The sequence below is a fragment of the Pseudomonas fildesensis genome, from assembly GCF_001050345.1.
Lineage (GTDB): Bacteria > Pseudomonadota > Gammaproteobacteria > Pseudomonadales > Pseudomonadaceae > Aquipseudomonas > Aquipseudomonas fildesensis.
This window is the reverse complement of the sequence record NZ_LFMW01000009.1, coordinates 135,135-151,686: the sequence shown is the minus strand read 5'-3', so window position 1 is coordinate 151,686 and position 16,552 is coordinate 135,135. Positions and strand designations below refer to the sequence as shown.

At 51.8% G+C, this 16,552-nt stretch carries 12 protein-coding genes and 1 pseudogene; 10 read left to right on the top strand and 3 right to left on the bottom strand.

Annotation, left to right across the window (positions count from 1 at the left end; genetic code table 11):
- Positions 1-116: 116 nt before the first annotated feature.
- The 5 genes from ACR52_RS15125 (at position 117) to ACR52_RS15110 (ending at position 4,192) form a co-directional block, all read left to right on the top strand.
- Complete coding sequence (locus ACR52_RS15125) at positions 117-689, top strand: RNA polymerase sigma factor (protein WP_048725500.1); 573 nt, start codon at positions 117-119, stop codon at positions 687-689.
- A complete protein-coding gene (locus ACR52_RS15120; RefSeq protein WP_048725498.1) occupies positions 686-1,294 on the top strand; it encodes a hypothetical protein in 609 nt (202 codons plus the stop codon). Before ACR52_RS15125 ends, ACR52_RS15120 begins: the two co-directional genes overlap by 4 nt.
- 654 nt (positions 1,295-1,948) lie before the next feature.
- Positions 1,949-2,311: an AAA family ATPase gene (locus ACR52_RS31745; RefSeq protein ID WP_408003341.1), complete on the top strand. Its 363-nt coding sequence runs from the start codon at positions 1,949-1,951 to the stop codon at positions 2,309-2,311.
- A gap of 14 nt (positions 2,312-2,325) precedes the next feature.
- Positions 2,326-3,540 carry an AAA family ATPase gene (locus ACR52_RS15115; RefSeq protein WP_201778997.1) on the top strand — a complete coding sequence of 405 codons (1,215 nt, stop codon included), beginning with the start codon at positions 2,326-2,328 and terminating at the stop codon, positions 3,538-3,540.
- A 175-nt stretch (positions 3,541-3,715) separates the two neighbouring features.
- Complete coding sequence (locus ACR52_RS15110; RefSeq protein ID WP_048725496.1) at positions 3,716-4,192, top strand: hypothetical protein; 477 nt, start codon at positions 3,716-3,718, stop codon at positions 4,190-4,192.
- Positions 4,193-4,278: 86 nt separating this feature from the next.
- Here ACR52_RS15110 and ACR52_RS15105 read toward each other — a convergent pair whose 3' ends face one another.
- The 3 genes and pseudogenes from ACR52_RS15105 to ACR52_RS15095 form a co-directional block, all read right to left on the bottom strand.
- Positions 4,279-7,545 (bottom strand): hypothetical protein, encoded by a 3,267-nt coding sequence (locus ACR52_RS15105; protein WP_236692148.1) that lies wholly within the window; start codon positions 7,543-7,545, stop codon positions 4,279-4,281.
- A 1,660-nt stretch (positions 7,546-9,205) separates the two neighbouring features.
- The gene (locus ACR52_RS15100) at positions 9,206-9,841 is read right to left on the bottom strand and encodes a hypothetical protein (protein ID WP_048725493.1); all 636 of its coding nucleotides are present in this window, start codon (positions 9,839-9,841) and stop codon (positions 9,206-9,208) included.
- 72 nt (positions 9,842-9,913) lie between these two features.
- A pseudogene (locus tag ACR52_RS15095) lies at positions 9,914-11,266 on the bottom strand (DUF927 domain-containing protein); the annotation flags it as partial.
- 388 nt (positions 11,267-11,654) lie between these two features.
- On the opposite strand from ACR52_RS15095, the gene ACR52_RS15090 reads away from it, so the two are divergent.
- The 5 genes from ACR52_RS15090 (at position 11,655) to ACR52_RS15070 (ending at position 16,547) form a co-directional block, all read left to right on the top strand.
- The gene (locus tag ACR52_RS15090) at positions 11,655-11,978 is read left to right on the top strand and encodes an HVO_A0114 family putative DNA-binding protein (protein ID WP_048725488.1); all 324 of its coding nucleotides are present in this window, start codon (positions 11,655-11,657) and stop codon (positions 11,976-11,978) included.
- 204 nt (positions 11,979-12,182) lie between these two features.
- Positions 12,183-13,742 (top strand): type I restriction-modification system subunit M, encoded by a 1,560-nt coding sequence (locus tag ACR52_RS15085; protein WP_048725485.1) that lies wholly within the window; start codon positions 12,183-12,185, stop codon positions 13,740-13,742.
- Positions 13,739-15,007 carry a restriction endonuclease subunit S gene (locus tag ACR52_RS15080; protein ID WP_048725483.1) on the top strand — a complete coding sequence of 423 codons (1,269 nt, stop codon included), beginning with the start codon at positions 13,739-13,741 and terminating at the stop codon, positions 15,005-15,007. Before ACR52_RS15085 ends, ACR52_RS15080 begins: the two co-directional genes overlap by 4 nt.
- 1 nt (position 15,008) lies before the next feature.
- Entirely contained in the window at positions 15,009-16,163 is a 1,155-nt protein-coding gene (locus tag ACR52_RS15075) for an AAA family ATPase (RefSeq protein ID WP_048725482.1), read from the top strand.
- A 45-nt stretch (positions 16,164-16,208) separates the two neighbouring features.
- The gene (locus ACR52_RS15070) at positions 16,209-16,547 is read left to right on the top strand and encodes a PDDEXK nuclease domain-containing protein (protein ID WP_201778996.1); all 339 of its coding nucleotides are present in this window, start codon (positions 16,209-16,211) and stop codon (positions 16,545-16,547) included.
- The last annotated feature ends 5 nt before the right edge of the window (positions 16,548-16,552 follow it).

Here is a 16,552-nt window from a genome sequence, read left to right as displayed (position 1 = left end):
AACGAAGAGCGACGCGGTAAACCAGCAAGCCCGTGTCATCGTTGACAACCTTCGCGAGCAAGCTCGCTCCTGCAGAAAGCAGCATTCGAAGACCAAAAAAGGAGTTCGCCACCTACATGGCCGTTCCAGATGACTCACCCAGCGACGAAGCGCTGCTGGCCCGCTACCGAACCGGTGACGCTGCCGCATTCGAGGCCTTGTACGCGCGGCACCGCCAGGGCCTCTACCGCTTCCTCGTGTCCCTGAGCAACAAGGCCGAACTGGCCGAGGAAATCTACCAGGACACCTGGCTCAGCCTGATCCGCAGCACCACCCAGCCACAAGGCCGGGCGAGTTTTCGTACGTGGCTGTTCCAGATTGCCCGCAACCGCCTGATCGACCATTGGCGCAAGCACGGCATCCACAACCCGTTGCACGACAGCTACGATGAGCAACTGCACGCCCAACCCGACGACACCGCCGGCCCCGAGCAGCAACTGAGCCTGAGCCGCGACCAGGCCCGACTCGACGCTGCGTTGCAAGACCTGCCCGAAGACCAGCGCGAAGTCTTCCTGCTGCGCCTGCACGGCGACCTCGAAGTGCCGCAAATCGCCGCCCTCACCGGCAGCCCGCTGGAAACCGTCAAAAGCCGCCTGCGTTACGCCCAGCAGAAACTGCGCCGCCTGCTGGCCGAGGAGATACCCGCATGACCGACTCCCGACACACCCCGGACCCCGACGACATGCTCCTCCAGCATTTCCGTCAACACAGCACCGGTGAACCGCCCGCGTCCCTCGACGCCTTCATCCTCAACGCCGCCCGCCGCGAAGCCCCGGCCCCGCAACCCAACCTGTGGCAACGCTGGCTGCAAGCCTGCCAACGCCCGCGCTGGCAAATGGCATTCGCCACCGTGGCAGGTTTAGCGCTGATGATCGGCGTGGTCACGCGCTCGCCCGTGCCGCAACCCGAAATCTCCACCGCTACCTTCTCCGCCCTCCACGAAGAAGCCGCCCGCCCGGCGCCGCAAGCCTTCTCGGCACCCGCGCCGGCACCCATGGCCCGGATGGCCGTTGCGCCCAAGGCTGAGAGTGCGCCGGTACAGGCTGAAATCGCCGGTGCGCTGGCGGATGAGTCGACGGCGAAACTCAGCAAGCGAGCGCCGGTGGCGGTGCCAACCTTGGAGCAGGGGTTAGAGGAGATTGTGAGGTTGCGTGAGGCGGGGGAAGCCAAAGCGGCGGATGAGAAGCTGCTGGCGTTGCATGACCGCTTTCCCAAGGAGGACTTGCCGGCGCGGTTGGAGGCGTTGCGAAAATAGTATGAAGGCGGAAACCACTGCTGGTTGACGAGAGCCTGAAAAATATCTTTTAGACCCGAGGGGTCAAACGAGAGGCAACTATCCGGGAATTCCGGATAGTTCAAACCGAAGGCTCGCGACAAGTTACCCGCAACGTCGACTTCTACGGTTTTTTCGCGATTATCTCTGTGTGACATCAAAAACAAAAAAAAGCCCCAGGCCGAAAGGCCTGTGGCTTTTTCAGCTGTGTCTGGTGCCCCGGCGTCGTTTGAACCTAGTTAATAAGCTTATGATTTTGTTAGTTATTTAACGATGTGCATGAATTTGGGATACAAGTGGGGATACACGGCGTTTGGCGTTGAATGGTATCCATGCCCTCCCATCGTGGCCTCCATAGTGAGTTTAAGTGCGAGGAGGGGTAATCGTTCATGCCGAACGAATGTCTCATGCATCCGCCTCTGGCCTAGGCTGCGTGAAAATGCTCTCGACCGGTACACAGTATTTAACTGTGTAGGTCTTCTGATTTAGATGAGTGGCGTTCATATTTTACGCGTCAAGTCAAATCTAAATATAGCACTTAAGATTTTACACAGCCTGGACCGGTGGCGGGCAGCGGCAGGGGGAGAGAAAGGCGTATAGACAAAATGGTAGTTAGCATCTAGCGTGTGCCTATGGATGGCAAAGCGCCACGCCTTATTTAGAGCAAGGAAGTCTATGAAGTATCGGGATAGCAAGTTAGATAAAGAACTCCGGCAGTGGTTTTTTAACGATTACTCTAAAAGGCTACTTCGGCGGATTAAAATTACTGAAGGATCTATACGAGGGCTCAATCACCTCGATGTCTCGTTCGATTATCCGATAACTGCTTTTGCCGGTGTTAACGGGTCAGGGAAGTCCACTATTTTAGCATTAGCATGCTGTGCTTATCACAATACTAAAAAGGCTTCAAACTACCAAAGCGGAAAAATAGCTATTACACTTATTCGGACTTCTTTTTACAGCATACTGATGAAATCCCTCCTCAAGGTATTGAAATAGAATACTGGTTTGCAATGGACAACTTTTCGAAAACGGTATTTCCCGACGGAAAAGGTTTAGGTTTTCAAACTCGCAAAAAAAGCCAAGGGGGAAAGTGGAATAATTACGACTCTCGAATGCCTAAGAATGTGGTTTTTCTTGGGATCGAACGGATTGTTCCCCATTCTGAAAGAAGTCAATCTCGATCTTATTCAAAATCATTCAAAAATGTTGCACTTAAAGGATGGGAAGATAAAGTAAAAGATGCTGTCGGTTACGTGCTTGGCAAGAAGTACGACTCTTACTTACACCTCGAACACGCTCGATACAGCTTGCCCGTTGTTACAGTCGGAGAGCTAACTTATTCGGGGTTTAATATGGGCGCTGGCGAAAACGCATTATTTGAGATCTTTTCAACAATTTACTCTTGTAATGGTAATACGATCCTCGTGTTGGATGAAATTGAGCTAGGGTTACACGCAAAAGCACAAAGATTGTTCATGACAAAACTAAAGGAGTTATGCAAAGAAACCGGTACACAAGTAATTTGCACAACTCATTCAAAAGAGATTTTTCAATGTCTGCCGGATGAAGCGAGGTACTTCATAGAGTCAGTTGGTGGTAAAACAAAGGTGACACCTGGGATTTCTCCAGATTTCGCTTTTTCTAAACTTGGCGCAAAAGATACGACTGAACTTGATCTATTCGTTGAAGATGAAGTTGCTCGTGTGTTGATTCAAGCATTTTTACCTTCTGCGCTTAGATCACGGGTGAAAATCATAGTGATTGGTTCTGCTACTGCCATAGCTAAGCAACTGGCTGCACTCCACATTCGAGGTGAGGATCGTCCGACGCTTGCCATTTTTGACGGGGATCAACGAGCACTCAAAAAAGACAACTTGAATCACGCCCGAAAAATGGCTGAAAATCCCTCTAAAGATTTTGATCAATGGTTTTCAGATAGGACTGCCTACTTACCTGGGGATACTTGGCCGGAGGCTTGGATAGTACAAAAATGCGTAGAAGTCCCTAAGCTTGTAGAAGTTGCTCTTGGGCTGGAGGAGGATAGAGTTTCAGAAGTATTAGAGTATGGCCTTCAAGCAGGGAAGCATAATGAATTTTTTGAGATATCGGCACATATAGGGTTGGAAAAAAATCACACACTTCAGCATCTTTGTCACATCATAAAGCTAGCGTTCCAAGAAGAGATAACTCCTTTAAAGGAGCGAATCGAATCGTTTTTAAATTGAAATGCTCTGTCGGTTTTCACGCTTGTGGTTGGATGGTGTATGTAATGGGAGACGTATACACTATATGCTAACAACATTCTGATTTCACTTAAGCTGGCGTTCAGTTAGTGACGTGTATGAGGGATTGAACCCGCCTATTGGTTAATATGTTATTTCGAGTATTTGGTGATTTAAAATGGATTTAACATGGGTGAATGTCGTTGATACAGCTGTAAAGATTGGGCTTGGTGCGTTTATAGCTACACTTGCGGCTTATATTACTGTGATTAAAAATCATTCTTACGAACGTGAAAAAGAATTACGGACGGTCTTTTATAAATTGCAGGAAGAAAAGAAAGCTAAATATGTTGAGTTGCTGGTTTTATCTCAGGAATTGATTCAAGATCATTTGTATTCTAGTTGTTCAGCAAGTGCAGATATCTATAAAAAGTATTTTCGCGCATTCAATGAGGTTCAGATAATATCAGGCGATGCCATACGTGTAGCAGCCTACAGTTTGGTGGCGGATGTTCAATCTTTCGCATCTCTTAACAAGAATCAACAGGAACTTAAGTTGGTTGATGGAATGCTTGCGTTGGCTAGGGAGAAATTATCTTATTTTCAGAAGCTTGCGCAGTTAGAAGTAAGTGAGTCTTACAAAAAATCTCGATGATCTTGAGTTTTTAAATATATAATCTTGCTGCAGTTTAGTTGGCCCGTTGCGCTATTTAGTAATAGGCAAGCTCTGGAGTCGGATTATTACTCAAAACTTTCTTCCTTTTCCCGGTTCTTGTTTTGTTCTTGCTCGATCCAGAGGTCAAGGTTGGGTAGTAACTCATTAATCCAGCGTTGCACTTCTGAGTCCGGGTTTTCTCTCAGCTTTAGTACATTCACGCGGCGTCGGACTAGAGTTTCAGCTAAGGACCCCATCCAGCTCTTGGGATGCAAGCGTGTGAAGTAGTCTCCGAGGAATGCGTGTTTATCCGGGGCGAATTCTAATAGCTCCAAGATAAGTGGGTCCAAGTCATTACCTTCTTCCCCGGCATTGCGCTTAAACATAGGGAGGTTTTGACCCAGTAGCTCGTATCGTAAATTGGGATCGATATCTGCCCATTCGCGAAGTAATTCGGTTTCAATTTTCTCTATGGGGGTGTCAAAGCTAAAATGCATTTCAAATAGTCGACTTGCTCTTGACGTTGCTTCGTCGAGCAAAAATACGTCTAGTGCGGTGAAAGTTTGGGTCTCGAATAACCCTTTAAGCAAGTAATTCACATCGTGCGGTGATAGCTGATACGACTCAATGGCGGTGCGTAAGTTAGCACATAGCTCCCTTGCAGTTTTTTCACCGTCAATGCCGGAGCAGCATATACTCGCTACTGTCTGCATTCCGTAGTCGTGGGCTTGCCCTTTTTTGTGAATGTCCATACGGGATAAAAGATTTCTACCGACTTCAACTAGTGAAGTGTCCCATACGTGGTCGGTAAGCCTATCTCGAAAGAAGTGCATATTTAAAATGCCGAGTGCAATCTCTACTCCATTTTCCAACTCGGCAATGTCGAGCAGAAGCTCACTAAGTTCCTGTGACGGGGAGTCTGTGACGATGCCGTTTGCGATACTGTAGAAGTCCTCTGCGCGCAATGCACCTTTAGCGACTGCACGTCTTAACCGTTCTATACCTGCGCTGTCAATTCCGATGCGGGCTTGCAGGAAAGGCAGGTACGAGCCCAGATCGGCATCACCTATAGTGGAATCCAGCATGGATAATGTGAGCGTGGTATTCCGTTGGTGGGCAAGATTGATAAAACCGCCGAGAACTGATGCATCGCGCTTATTTGGGTTAGCCAATGCGAACTCACCGACTAGTTCGCACCACATTGAGTGTAGATCTGTCGCCCCTTCAGCGAGGCCCCGCCCACATTCAAAAGCACGCTGCTGATTCTGCGCTGGTATCAGCTCAGATAAAAATTGCTTACGTGTCTCATGGTCTTGTGCGAGAAAGCGCCCTACATTCTGAGCCATCTTAGAAGCTCGCTCCCACGGCTTCATCACGTCATCATCGTCAGGATCCCCATCCACGATGTCCCAACCACTGCTGGCTCCACTCAGAATTACAGCGCGCGCCTGATGGAGAAGGTCCGATGGCTTCAATTGCTCAATGATTTTCAGCAGTTTTTCCTTCACCTCTGAGCGCATAGAGTTACCGCCGTAACGAAGTGCTGCTCGAAATGCAAGCCAACCCTCTATCCAAGGTTGCCTTCTTGATAAAGAGACTGCGATGCTTTCTAGTGAGTCTTGGCATGCCTCTATGGCCCAGAGTTCACGAACTCTGCGCGCGAAAATTTTGGGTGTTTCCTCAATGACTGATGAAAGATCTGCGACGAGCGAAATAGCGCCGTTATACCAGTCCCAAACATCTCTATTGATTTTTGGGGACCAGCCCCAATCACGCGGCCGAGCGCCGAATTCGAAGTTGCTTGATGAAGTGAAACGACCTGTCATAAGCAGTGCGTCGAGAGCAATTGGTGCACAGCGACGTTGCTCTGGGTCAATTGACGTTGCCAATTGCCGGATGACTTCGCATCTTTGAGTCGGCGTTGCCTGAGTGCCTGAGAGGTACAAGTGAAAAAGCTCTGCAAACGTGTCGCGCGCGGAATTACCCTTATTGCCTTCAAGCTCGAATGACACAAATCGAGCAAGCAAAATCGCTGAGCGGTGGAACATTTTTGGGTCGTATGCAAGCGTCTTGATAAGCCGGATCCACTGCCAGCGACCGGAAAAAGTAGGCGCTAGTATTAGTTCTGCGTTGGCACCACTCAGCTCTCGCTCAATTTTTGCTAAAACTGCATCAGGAGCAACAGGGGCGATATTGCTGATGATCTGTAGTCCATCTGCGCCCATCGAGAACAAATCTCCTAGGGAACTGTTGAGAGAGAGCCAGTTGGTCACCATCGACCGAGCCTCAGGGCTGTCATGAAGGAAACCTAACCGCCGTGAGAGTGATTTCAGCATTCTCGGTGCCAGGCTCGCGCAAAACAAATTGAACTCTGCTGGCGGAATTCTTGCCAGTGCTGATGCCGCTAGAGAGTTAGAGATTGCGTGGGGTAATATCGCCCTCCATCGGCCGCGAGACTGCGCAATACCGCGCTGCCCCAACCTAATAAGCGTGGCATACATGATATGCGTACTCACTGTACGAATGCGTCCAATTTTTGCCAACTCGCCCTCGTTCGAACTGTCTTCACCATCTACTGAATAGAGAAGTGAGAGATCTTCAGCCGCATGGAGCAGGCTTAGGTCGGGCTCGTTACGTTGTTGAAAGATACGCTCAAACAAGTCGCGACTCTTAAGCTTACCTAGTGTTTCGCCTTTTCTAAGTGTGTCGGATATTGCGCGAGCTACACGGAAATTGCCGTCGCTGAATTCTGCAATCCTACTCCGGTCGACCTGTGACACATTAGGAAAGGTCTGCTTTAGCCATTGTGAAACTAACTCGTTTGATGCTGAGCGCAGCCTAAAAACTTCAGTTTGTTCTGGCTCATCATCGCCTACATCATATTCGACAGTCAGCAGACTCACGGTACTTGCACTATCAGCACAAATACGCGCGAGTTCGCTATGTGTGGCCGGATTGCGATTATCTACCACCAAAATGGCGCGATGCCTTTTCATTATAAGTTGACGCGCCATATCTCTAGCTGTTGGATCGGTCTCTACAGAATAATCCGTGTAAACAGCAAGGCTAGGATCCAGTGACTCGACCCCTACTCCACTTTCGAATAAGGCTTGTACAAGTCGTGTCTTGCCTAGCCCTGACAAACCGACTAATCGGACGCATCGTCCTGGGACTCGTAAAGTCTCGCGTAGCTTCTCTATTCCTTCGTTGATAGTCAGTTGTAATGAATCTCGCGACTTCTCATCCGTTAAGCATGCGTTATCGTCAACGAGATATGAGCTTGGCTCTGCTACTGCCGTCCCCGCCCAGTTGCCGATGCTGCTCCATCCAGCGATACGCAGACCGATTTGCATACGAACCCACGCTACGATGCCTGGGTACTCGTTGACCCACGTGGCCAACCGGTCCCTATCGTAGAAGTCCGTGTGAAGCTTTCGAGCATCTATATTTCCCCGAAGCTGCTCACGGATCGCCTTACGTCGATCTGATAGTGGCTTGTCCGCGACTGATCCTTGGGCGCTTACGATTATGTAAGAGCCGGATGCTGCTGCGAGCTCGCTAATCACAGGTCGCAGTACACCTTTGGGGCGCATTTCCTCGCGAATCGCGCTTGCCGGCATGTCGGGTTTTTTTACCTGAAAACCGGTGAGTCTTCGTGGTACGAAATCGGGTTTCGTAAGTGAGCCAATACACTCAACACGGACGTCGAGTCCGCCATCCGCGGCGTCTTGGTTTCCACCTGCGGTAACGGAGGAAAGAGGGCACCCTTGTGCGCGTAACTCAGATAACGCTAAGCGAGCAACGAGAGTGCGTAAATTGCCGTCGCTTAGGTTTGCGATGTCAGACCCTGTTATCTCGAACATATCTAGTGGCGATGCCCTGGTTAAAACTCGTTAGGCGATGATAGCTGAGGAAATTGTGTTTAGTTCGACGTATGAATGAGGGACGCTTTAACGCCGTCTGTAGCTCTACATGGGCTCAAGACTCTATTGAGTCTTGTAGGCTGTCTCTACCTTTGGGGGCGCTACAGATCATCACTGGCGCCACACGGCACTGCTTCAGACTGTCAATCATAGAGAGGTAGGTGATGATGGTAGTGCGTCTGCCCAAATCTCTTGAAGTAACCCGCGAGAAGCAGGTAGGCCACGAATCCGTGGGGTGGGATCTAGGCTGATGTATTGGCTGCTCCCCCGAATCGCTGATTACGTGGATCCAGGCAGCGATACCCTTCTCGCTAACCGCCTTACGATTCGAGCCTGATGCTTCCAGCAGCAAGCAACCTGGATCGTACGAATGTCATTCATTACGAGTGCTTTTGAAGTCTTGGCGGATTCCATTGTTCCATCATACTGGAACACCATTTATGCCTGAAACGCTAGGTTTTGCGCCTATCTTTACTCGGTGTTCCATTTCTGAAGGCCACGTACTCCGTAGCTCTCAAAGTTCCGGAACACCTGGAATACGTGGAACACCGTATTCTGTAGGGGTATATATTCACTCATCCCGACCCCCTCTATCTGGGGCGCCCACAGCGGGTCGGAGTGGTGGTCGCAGGCGGCCATTTTCCGCCTGACATCTCAGCAGGATTAGTTAGAGCTCGCAGAGTTGGGTGGAGGGCTTGGCCGCCTACTAATCTAATGCGCAACCGGAGACGGAACCCCCCATAGCCGCTTGAATCTGTAAAAACATCGGGGTTCAAATTACCCCAATCCAAATAACCTCCCAAAGGACCCATGAGCAGCGCGGAAAGGCGTTGTTTTGCCTGCTGTTTAGACGCTTGGAGGAGGGGGGCGGCAGGCGTGTGGCGACCCTCTGATGCTCGCTGAAGGCGCCCAATGCGACGGGGTGATGGGGGTTAAAAACCGATACCCCTCAAAAAACGGTGTTCCAGGTGTTCCACTAAAGCTGAAAGCCACGTATTACGTGGCCTTCAGGCTGGAACACCTTTTTATTTGAGCTGGAATACCGGGTGTTCCAACGGAAAAAGGTGTTCCACTTTGATGCTGTGTCAATTCAGTCCAACAGCAGTTCCTCAACTGTCGGTCTCGTTGGGCCTGTCCTGATTGTATGAGGGCCGACGTAGTCAAACCGATCCTCCCGGTGAGTGGGAGGTAAGGGAATCCGAATGTCCTGCAAAGAGCCTTGCAGGCCCATGAGATAAGCGACCTGTTGGTATCGTTTGGCTACTGCCACCAACTCATTAGCGCTGCTTCTTATTTGCTCCGCTCGTTTGTACAGAATTGCTCTCAAGAGCTCTTTTTGTGAAGCCTCCAACGCTTGGTTACCCTCTTCAAGTCGTTGGTCGATCTCAGTGACTTCCTGTTCAAGTTTAGCGATAGCAGCAGTTCGAGCCAGGTGCTTGCCACGGCTTCTGTCCGACTCACCAAGGATTGATTGCAGAGCTGTGTCTGCTTCGGCTTCAGCAGCCGTATCACCAGCAGCAATAGCCGCACTGTAGGCCTTGAGCGCCTTGTCATGCGCCGATGCTTTGGCTTCCTTGTCCAGAGTGTCCTCAGCGACCAGGGACGTTAAATTTTGGGTTAGCTGTTCCTTGGTCCTCTCCAGTTCTTGGAGCGTTTTTAGGTGAGCAGCGTATTTGTTCTGAGCCGCTTTGATTTCGGGGGTTGAAAGCGTGTTTCTTTTAAGCATGGGGGGTATCTCCATTTACATATGGTGCTGCGAAAGACTTGCCGGAATGGCAGGCCAAAATGGATAACTAATTTATGCGGCCTCGAAGGAGTGCCCGCTGTCATCCGCCATGAGTGCGGATGAGTTGAAAACGTAGGCGCGGGCTTTAGACATGCCTGGCAGCCTTACCGATTGAGCCGCTTTGCCATCGCTGCCAGGCTCTAAAATGGCCCGGCTCAATAGCTCTTTGTTAACGGCGTTTAGGTTCATGCCTTTGAAAACTTCGGAGCACCAAGCCTCGGGCAGTACGTAGTAGGTAGTGGTGGTGTGCAACGCATCACCCAGGCCATGCTCCAACGTCTTGCGAAAGCCCAGGCGATCAATGGTGCGAGGGCCGTGCTCGTCGATCTTGGCGACGGCGGATTCCCAGCGGGTGAAACGGCTCTCTCCGAAACGCTCGATCACTTGGCGAAGGCGCGCGACGATGGCGTCACTTTCGAAGTTTCCGGCGCCGCCTCGCTCATTCAGCCAGGCGTTGAGACAAACCTTTGCCGCCGTGGTCGCTCCACCCTCAGGCCAACCTGTTATCCCCAAGGCGGTGGCCAACTCTCCAGCAGCAGCGGCCAATCCAAAACGAGTGGCAGCACGTTGGGCCTGTCCGCTCGCTGACTTGGGTAGTGAGGTCGAGACAAACCGCTCAATGGTGTGGCGCAAAATGGTCGACCACCCCAGCATCTTTCCGGGCTCACACAGGGCGGAAAGGAAGGCAGTCAGCGGGGTGCCGTAGTATTTGGTCACCCGCGCTTTTAGAGCGTCTGAAAGTGCAGCCGCGTCCTCAAAGCCATTGAGCATGTCGAACATTCCAAGCCCTTTGCTGGCATCGGCAGGCACCGCAAGCATGCGTACTTCCATGCCCGCTTTAAGATCTTTGTTTGCCTCTGCCATGTGCTGCGCCAACGTCTTTTCCCCGGTCGAGAGAAACAACAAACGCCATTCCTGAACGTGACGACCAGCCTGGCCTCGATCATTGGCGCGTGCTTTGCCACTGCCATTGCCCAGCATGTAAACCGTTTCGCCAATGATGCGCGGATCGCACATGCCGATTTCATCGAGAACCAATAAGCCGTCTGAGTGCGCGGCGGCGATGGACTCGAGGGCGTTGTCAGTCGAACGCCAGGAGCGCACGCAACGTGGACTACCGTAGATCGATGCGGCCACCTGCAAATGTGTGGTCTTCCCTCCGGAGCTGTCGCCGTAAAGGTGAAAGCCTCCTGACTCATGGCCCAGCATGTGCAGTAGTGGCCCAGCGAAAGCCGCACGCACGACGAACGTTAGGCGGTGGTTGCCAATGCATAGGGAACCGATATGCCGCTGCCATTGTTCGAGCGTTCCGGACTGACTGATGGGCGGAAGTTGAGCGCCCGCATCGTAGAAATGCAGCTGCTCTGTTATAGGGGTGGACAGAGGTAAACAGCCAGAAACAAGAAAGCCCGCACGGGGCGGGCTTCTTGGGGTGTTTCGTAGACTGTCTGAGACAGCCCGAGACTGCTATATGGTGCACCCGGCGGGATTCGAACCCACGACCCCTGCCTTCGGAGTCCTAAAAGTCGACGTTTAGAATCAATACGTTAGCTGGGATTAGCTGGGAAATCAATGGGTTGTGTTAGCTGGGGTTAGCGGATTTTCGCCTCGTTTAGCGGGGCGAGTGTGGCAAATTTGTGGCATTGGGAGGTTGCCACTGTCATGCGGTAGCAAGGGTAGGTGTGAGACTTGAAGTCGACGATGATTATCACATACTGATATATTCGACCAAAAATACATCTCGGGACTGAATATGAAGCGGTACATCGTTGATATTCATCGACCAGATGGCGCGGATCCTCATCGCCTGCGGAGCGAGACGCCGCAGATTTGGTTTAGTTCGTTTGCGTCGCTTGCTGCTGTGCTCTCAGACGACAACCGACGTTTGCTGCGCTTAATCCATGAGAAGCATCCAAAGTCATTAACAGAGCTGGCTGAGCTCAGCGGCCGCAAGGTCCCGAATCTGTCACGCACCTTACGACTGATGGCTGATTACGGTCTGGTTTCGTTGCAGCGCAATGTTCGGGATGTCCAACCGACCGCACTCGCGATCGAGTTCTTGGTCGTGTTGGATTAAGCCGACCGCGCCTCCATACCGCTGGCGATGTGGACGCTGGACCATGTGGTCTGCGCACTGATCGAACACTGCGACGCCACCGACGCCGAGACCAAACGAGTCGTTCCGTTGAAGCGGCTGTATTGGCCTGCTTGACGCTATACCCATAATTTCCTCTGGCCCGTACTCCCATCTGAGCCAGGCTCTTTGAACTAGGAAAACCGTATGACCAGTGCCCAACAACGTGTCGCCCTGCAACGTCAAATCTGGGCCATCGCCAATGACGTGCGTGGCGCAGTCGACGGCTGGGATTTCAAGCAATACGTGCTAGGCACCTTGTTCTATCGCTTCATCAGCGAGAACTTCGTTGACTACATCACCGGTGGTGATGGCTCGGTCGATTATGCTGCCATGGAAGATGACAACCCGCTGATCACCGCCGCCAAGGACGACGCAATCAAGACCAAGGGCTATTTCATTGCGCCCAGCCAGTTGTTTAGTAACGTCGTCGCCAAGGCCAGCACTAACGATAGTCTGAACACCGATTTGGCACGCATCTTTGCCGCCATCGAGAGTTCCGCCAATGGTTACGCCTCCGAGCAGTACATCAAAGGCCTGTTTGCTGACTTTGACACCACTAGCAACCGCCTGGGCAATACCGTTGCCGACAAAAACAAGCGTTTGGCGGATGTACTCAAGGGTGTGAGCAAGCTGGAGTTCGGCAGCTTCGATGCCAGTCATATCGACTTGTTCGGCGACGCCTACGAGTTCCTCATCTCCAACTATGCGGCCAATGCCGGCAAATCCGGCGGCGAATTCTTTACCCCGCAGCATGTGTCCAAGCTGATCGCCCAGTTGGCAATGCACAAGCAGACAAGCGTCAACAAAATCTACGACCCGGCGTGCGGCTCCGGCTCGCTTCTGCTGCAGGCGAAAAAGCATTTCGACGCCCATGTCATCGAGGATGGGTTCTTCGGCCAAGAGGTGAACCATACCACCTACAACCTGGCGCGGATGAACATGTTTCTGCACAACATCAACTATGACAAGTTCAACATCCAGCTCGGCGACACGCTGCGCGCCCCGCACTTCGGGGACGACAAACCCTTCGACGCCATCGTTTCCAATCCGCCGTATTCGGTGAAGTGGATCGGCAGCGACGACCCCACGCTGATCAACGACGACCGCTTTGCGTCGGCCGGCGTGCTGGCGCCCAAATCCAAGGCGGACTTCGCCTTCGTGCTGCATGCGCTCAGCTACCTTTCCGCTAAAGGACGCGCTGCCATCGTTTGCTTTCCCGGGATTTTCTACCGCGGCGGCGCCGAGCAGAAGATCCGTCAATATCTGGTGGACAACAACTACGTGGAAACGGTGATCTCGCTGGCGCCCAACCTTTTCTTCGGCACCACCATCGCCGTCAACATCCTAGTACTGTCCAAGCACAAGCTGGACACCACCACACAGTTCATTGACGCCAGCGCTCTGTTCAAGAAGAGCACCAACAACAACCTGTTGGAAGACGCGCATATCGAGCGGATCATGCAGGTGTTCGACAGCAAGGAAAATGTTGATCACTTCGCCAGATCCGTGCTGTTGGAAAAGGTGGCCGCCAACGATTACAACCTATCTGTCAGCAGTTATGTGGAGGCCAGGGACACCCGTGAAGTTGTGAACATTGCCCAGCTCAATGCTGAACTGAAAAATACAGTTGTCCGGATTAACCAGCTTAGGGCTGATATCGATGCCATCGTCGCTGAGATTGAGGGTGAGGGGCTTGAGGTATGAGCAGAGTAAGTCTGTTGGATACGCTGCTGGATGGCGGGGGCGTGGAGTGGAAAACGCTTGCACAGATTGCAGAATATTCGTCGACGCGCATCAATGCTGCAGAGCTTGATGCCTCCTCATTCGTAGGGGTAGACAATCTTGTTTCAGAAAAAGGTGGTCGTATTGACGCGAGTTATTTACCCAATACCGAGCGTTTGGCGGCGTACGAACCTGGGGATATTCTCTTGGGGAATATCCGCCCATATCTTAAGAAGGTCTGGAAGGCAGTTAATTCGGGTGGCTGTAGTGGTGATGTCCTGGCGATAAGAATATCAGATAGATTCAAAGAAATAATTGAACCAAGCTTCCTCTACTACTTTCTGTCGTCAGACGAGTTCTTCGCGTACAACATGCAGCATGCCAGAGGCGCCAAAATGCCGCGCGGAAGCAAGGCTGCAATCATGAATTACGCTATCCCTGTTCCTTGCCCAGGTAACCCAAAAAAATCGCTCGAAATCCAGGCCGAAATCGTCCGTATACTGGACACATTTACCGAGCTGACTGCCGAGCTGACTGCCGAGCTGGCCACGCGCAAAAGACAGTACAACTACTATCGTGAACAGTTGCTGAGTTTTAACGATATGGAAGGGGAGGTGGAGTGGAAGGCGCTGGGGGATATCGGCGAGTTCATTCGTGGGAAGCGATTTACCAAGGCTGATTACGTCGAAGAAGGCATCCGCGTCATCCACTACGGTGAAATTTATACCCGATATGGCGTGTGGGCGGACCAGACATTTTCAGAGGTTCGAGATGACATGGCTGGTTCGCTGCGCTATGCGGAGCCGGGTGATGTTGTCATGGCCGGCGTTGGTGAAACTGTGGAAGATGTAGGCAAGGCTGTTGCGTGGCTAGGAACCCAGAGTGTGGCCATTCACGACGATAGCTATGCTTTTCGTCACTCAATGAATCCAAAGTACATCTCCTACGCGATGCAAACAGCTTCATTCAATTCCCAGAAGACGAAGCATGTGTCTAGCGGGAAAGTAAAACGCATACTCATCGAGGGTATAAAAAAAGAAGTACGAATCCCTGTTCCATACCCCGACGATCATGAAAGATCGCTTGCGGAACAGGCTCGCATCGTCGCTATTCTGGACAAGTTTGACACCCTCGCCAACTCCATCAGTGATGGCTTGCCCCGCGAGATCGAACTGCGCCAGAAGCAATACGAGTACTATCGCGACCTGCTGCTGGGCTTCCCCAAACCGGAAGAGGTGGCGGCTTAATATGAGCAAGACGCTGACCGAGATCGCCCGGCAACTGAAAGACGCCAACAGGAAGGTGCAACTGATCTATGCCTTCAACGGCACGGGCAAGACGCGCCTGTCGCGCGAGTTCAAGCAGTTGGTCGCACCCAAGGGGGAGGGCGAGGAGGCGGCTGATCCACCAGCGTTGCCGCGCAGCAAAATCCTATACTTCAACGCTTTTACCGAAGACTTGTTCTATTGGGATAACGACTTGGCGCTGGATGCGCAGCCTAGACTACGGATCCAGCCCAACTCCTTCACGGACTGGCTGCTCGCGATACTCCGGGACCTGGGACAGGACGGCAGTATCGTCCGCTATTTCCAGCACTACACTAGTGACAAGCTGACCCCGCATTTCAGCGAGGACTTTTCGGAGGTCACTTTTTCGCTTGAACGGGGGAATGACGAAACCTCTGGAAACCTCAAGATCTCCAAGGGCGAAGAGAGCAATTTCATCTGGAGCATCTTTTATACGCTACTTGATCAGGTCATTAGCACACGCAATGTGCCAGAGCCGGAAGACCGCGAAACGCGGGAGTTCGATCAGTTGGAATATGTATTCATTGATGATCCGGTGAGCTCGCTGGATGAAAACCATCTCATCGAATTGGCGGTCAATCTGTCAGGGCTGATCAAGGCCAGTCCTGCCGATTTGAAGTTCGTTATCACCACCCACAGCCCGCTTTTCTACAACGTGCTGCACAATGAGCTTGATCTCAAAAAAGGTGGCAAGAAAGAGGGCTGCTATTTGCTGCATCGTCTTGAAGACGGCACCTTTGATCTAAGCGTCAAGTATGGCGATTCTAATAAGAGCTTTTCTTATCACCTCCATCTGCGGCAAGTCCTTGAACACGCGATTGCTTCTGATCAGGTACAACGCTATCACTTCACCCTGCTGCGTAATCTCTATGAGAAAACCGCCAGTTTTCTGGGGTACCCGCAGTGGTCAGGACTTTTGCCTGACAACAAGCTGGCCTACCTGAACCGCATTATTCAATTCACCAGTCACAGCACGCTGTCCAACGAGAGCGTCACCGAGCCAACCTTACAGGAGAAGCAGACGGTCAAATTCCTGCTGGATCATCTGGTGGCCAACTACGGCTATTGGCAACAGGAAGAGGCGCCGGGCGCCTGATCGCTTGGCGGGATCTGTTGTCGTGACGTTGGAGAGGAACAACGCGTGCGCGAAATCACCCGCACCAGCGATTACCGACAGCCGCTGGATACCATCAAGCAGAACATTCAAAGCTCGCAGAAGGCAGGTGGGTTCAAGCCGGAGTACATCGGCAAGCTCAATTTCTACCTGTCCGCCGTGGACGACCAGTTGCGTGCCGCAGACCACCAGCCGACCATTGGCCTGATCCTGTGTAAAGACAAGGACAAACTGGATGTGAAGTACGCGTTGCGTGATATCCACAAATCCATGGGCGTTAGCTCATTCATCACCAAGGACATTTCACTGGCCGGGCAGTCGCAGTTGCCCACAGTGGAGGAAATTGAAAGCGAACTCGCACAGTGACATTG

What these genes read in the sequence shown, in the direction of transcription:
- ACR52_RS15080 (WP_048725483.1), top strand. Translation starts at nt 13,739, where the DNA reads ATGAGCAGAGTAAGTCTGTTGGATACGCTGCTGGATGGCGGGGGCGTG.
- ACR52_RS15085 (WP_048725485.1), top strand. Translation starts at nt 12,183, where the DNA reads ATGACCAGTGCCCAACAACGTGTCGCCCTGCAACGTCAAATCTGGGCC.
- ACR52_RS15075 (WP_048725482.1), top strand. Translation starts at nt 15,009, where the DNA reads ATGAGCAAGACGCTGACCGAGATCGCCCGGCAACTGAAAGACGCCAAC.
- ACR52_RS15105 (WP_236692148.1), bottom strand. Translation starts at nt 7,545, where the DNA reads ATGCAAATCGGTCTGCGTATCGCTGGATGGAGCAGCATCGGCAACTGG.
- ACR52_RS15115 (WP_201778997.1), top strand. Translation starts at nt 2,326, where the DNA reads ATGGACAACTTTTCGAAAACGGTATTTCCCGACGGAAAAGGTTTAGGT.
- ACR52_RS15110 (WP_048725496.1), top strand. Translation starts at nt 3,716, where the DNA reads ATGGATTTAACATGGGTGAATGTCGTTGATACAGCTGTAAAGATTGGG.
- ACR52_RS31745 (WP_408003341.1), top strand. Translation starts at nt 1,949, where the DNA reads ATGGCAAAGCGCCACGCCTTATTTAGAGCAAGGAAGTCTATGAAGTAT.
- ACR52_RS15120 (WP_048725498.1), top strand. Translation starts at nt 686, where the DNA reads ATGACCGACTCCCGACACACCCCGGACCCCGACGACATGCTCCTCCAG.
- ACR52_RS15125 (WP_048725500.1), top strand. Translation starts at nt 117, where the DNA reads ATGGCCGTTCCAGATGACTCACCCAGCGACGAAGCGCTGCTGGCCCGC.
- ACR52_RS15100 (WP_048725493.1), bottom strand. Translation starts at nt 9,841, where the DNA reads ATGCTTAAAAGAAACACGCTTTCAACCCCCGAAATCAAAGCGGCTCAG.
- ACR52_RS15090 (WP_048725488.1), top strand. Translation starts at nt 11,655, where the DNA reads ATGAAGCGGTACATCGTTGATATTCATCGACCAGATGGCGCGGATCCT.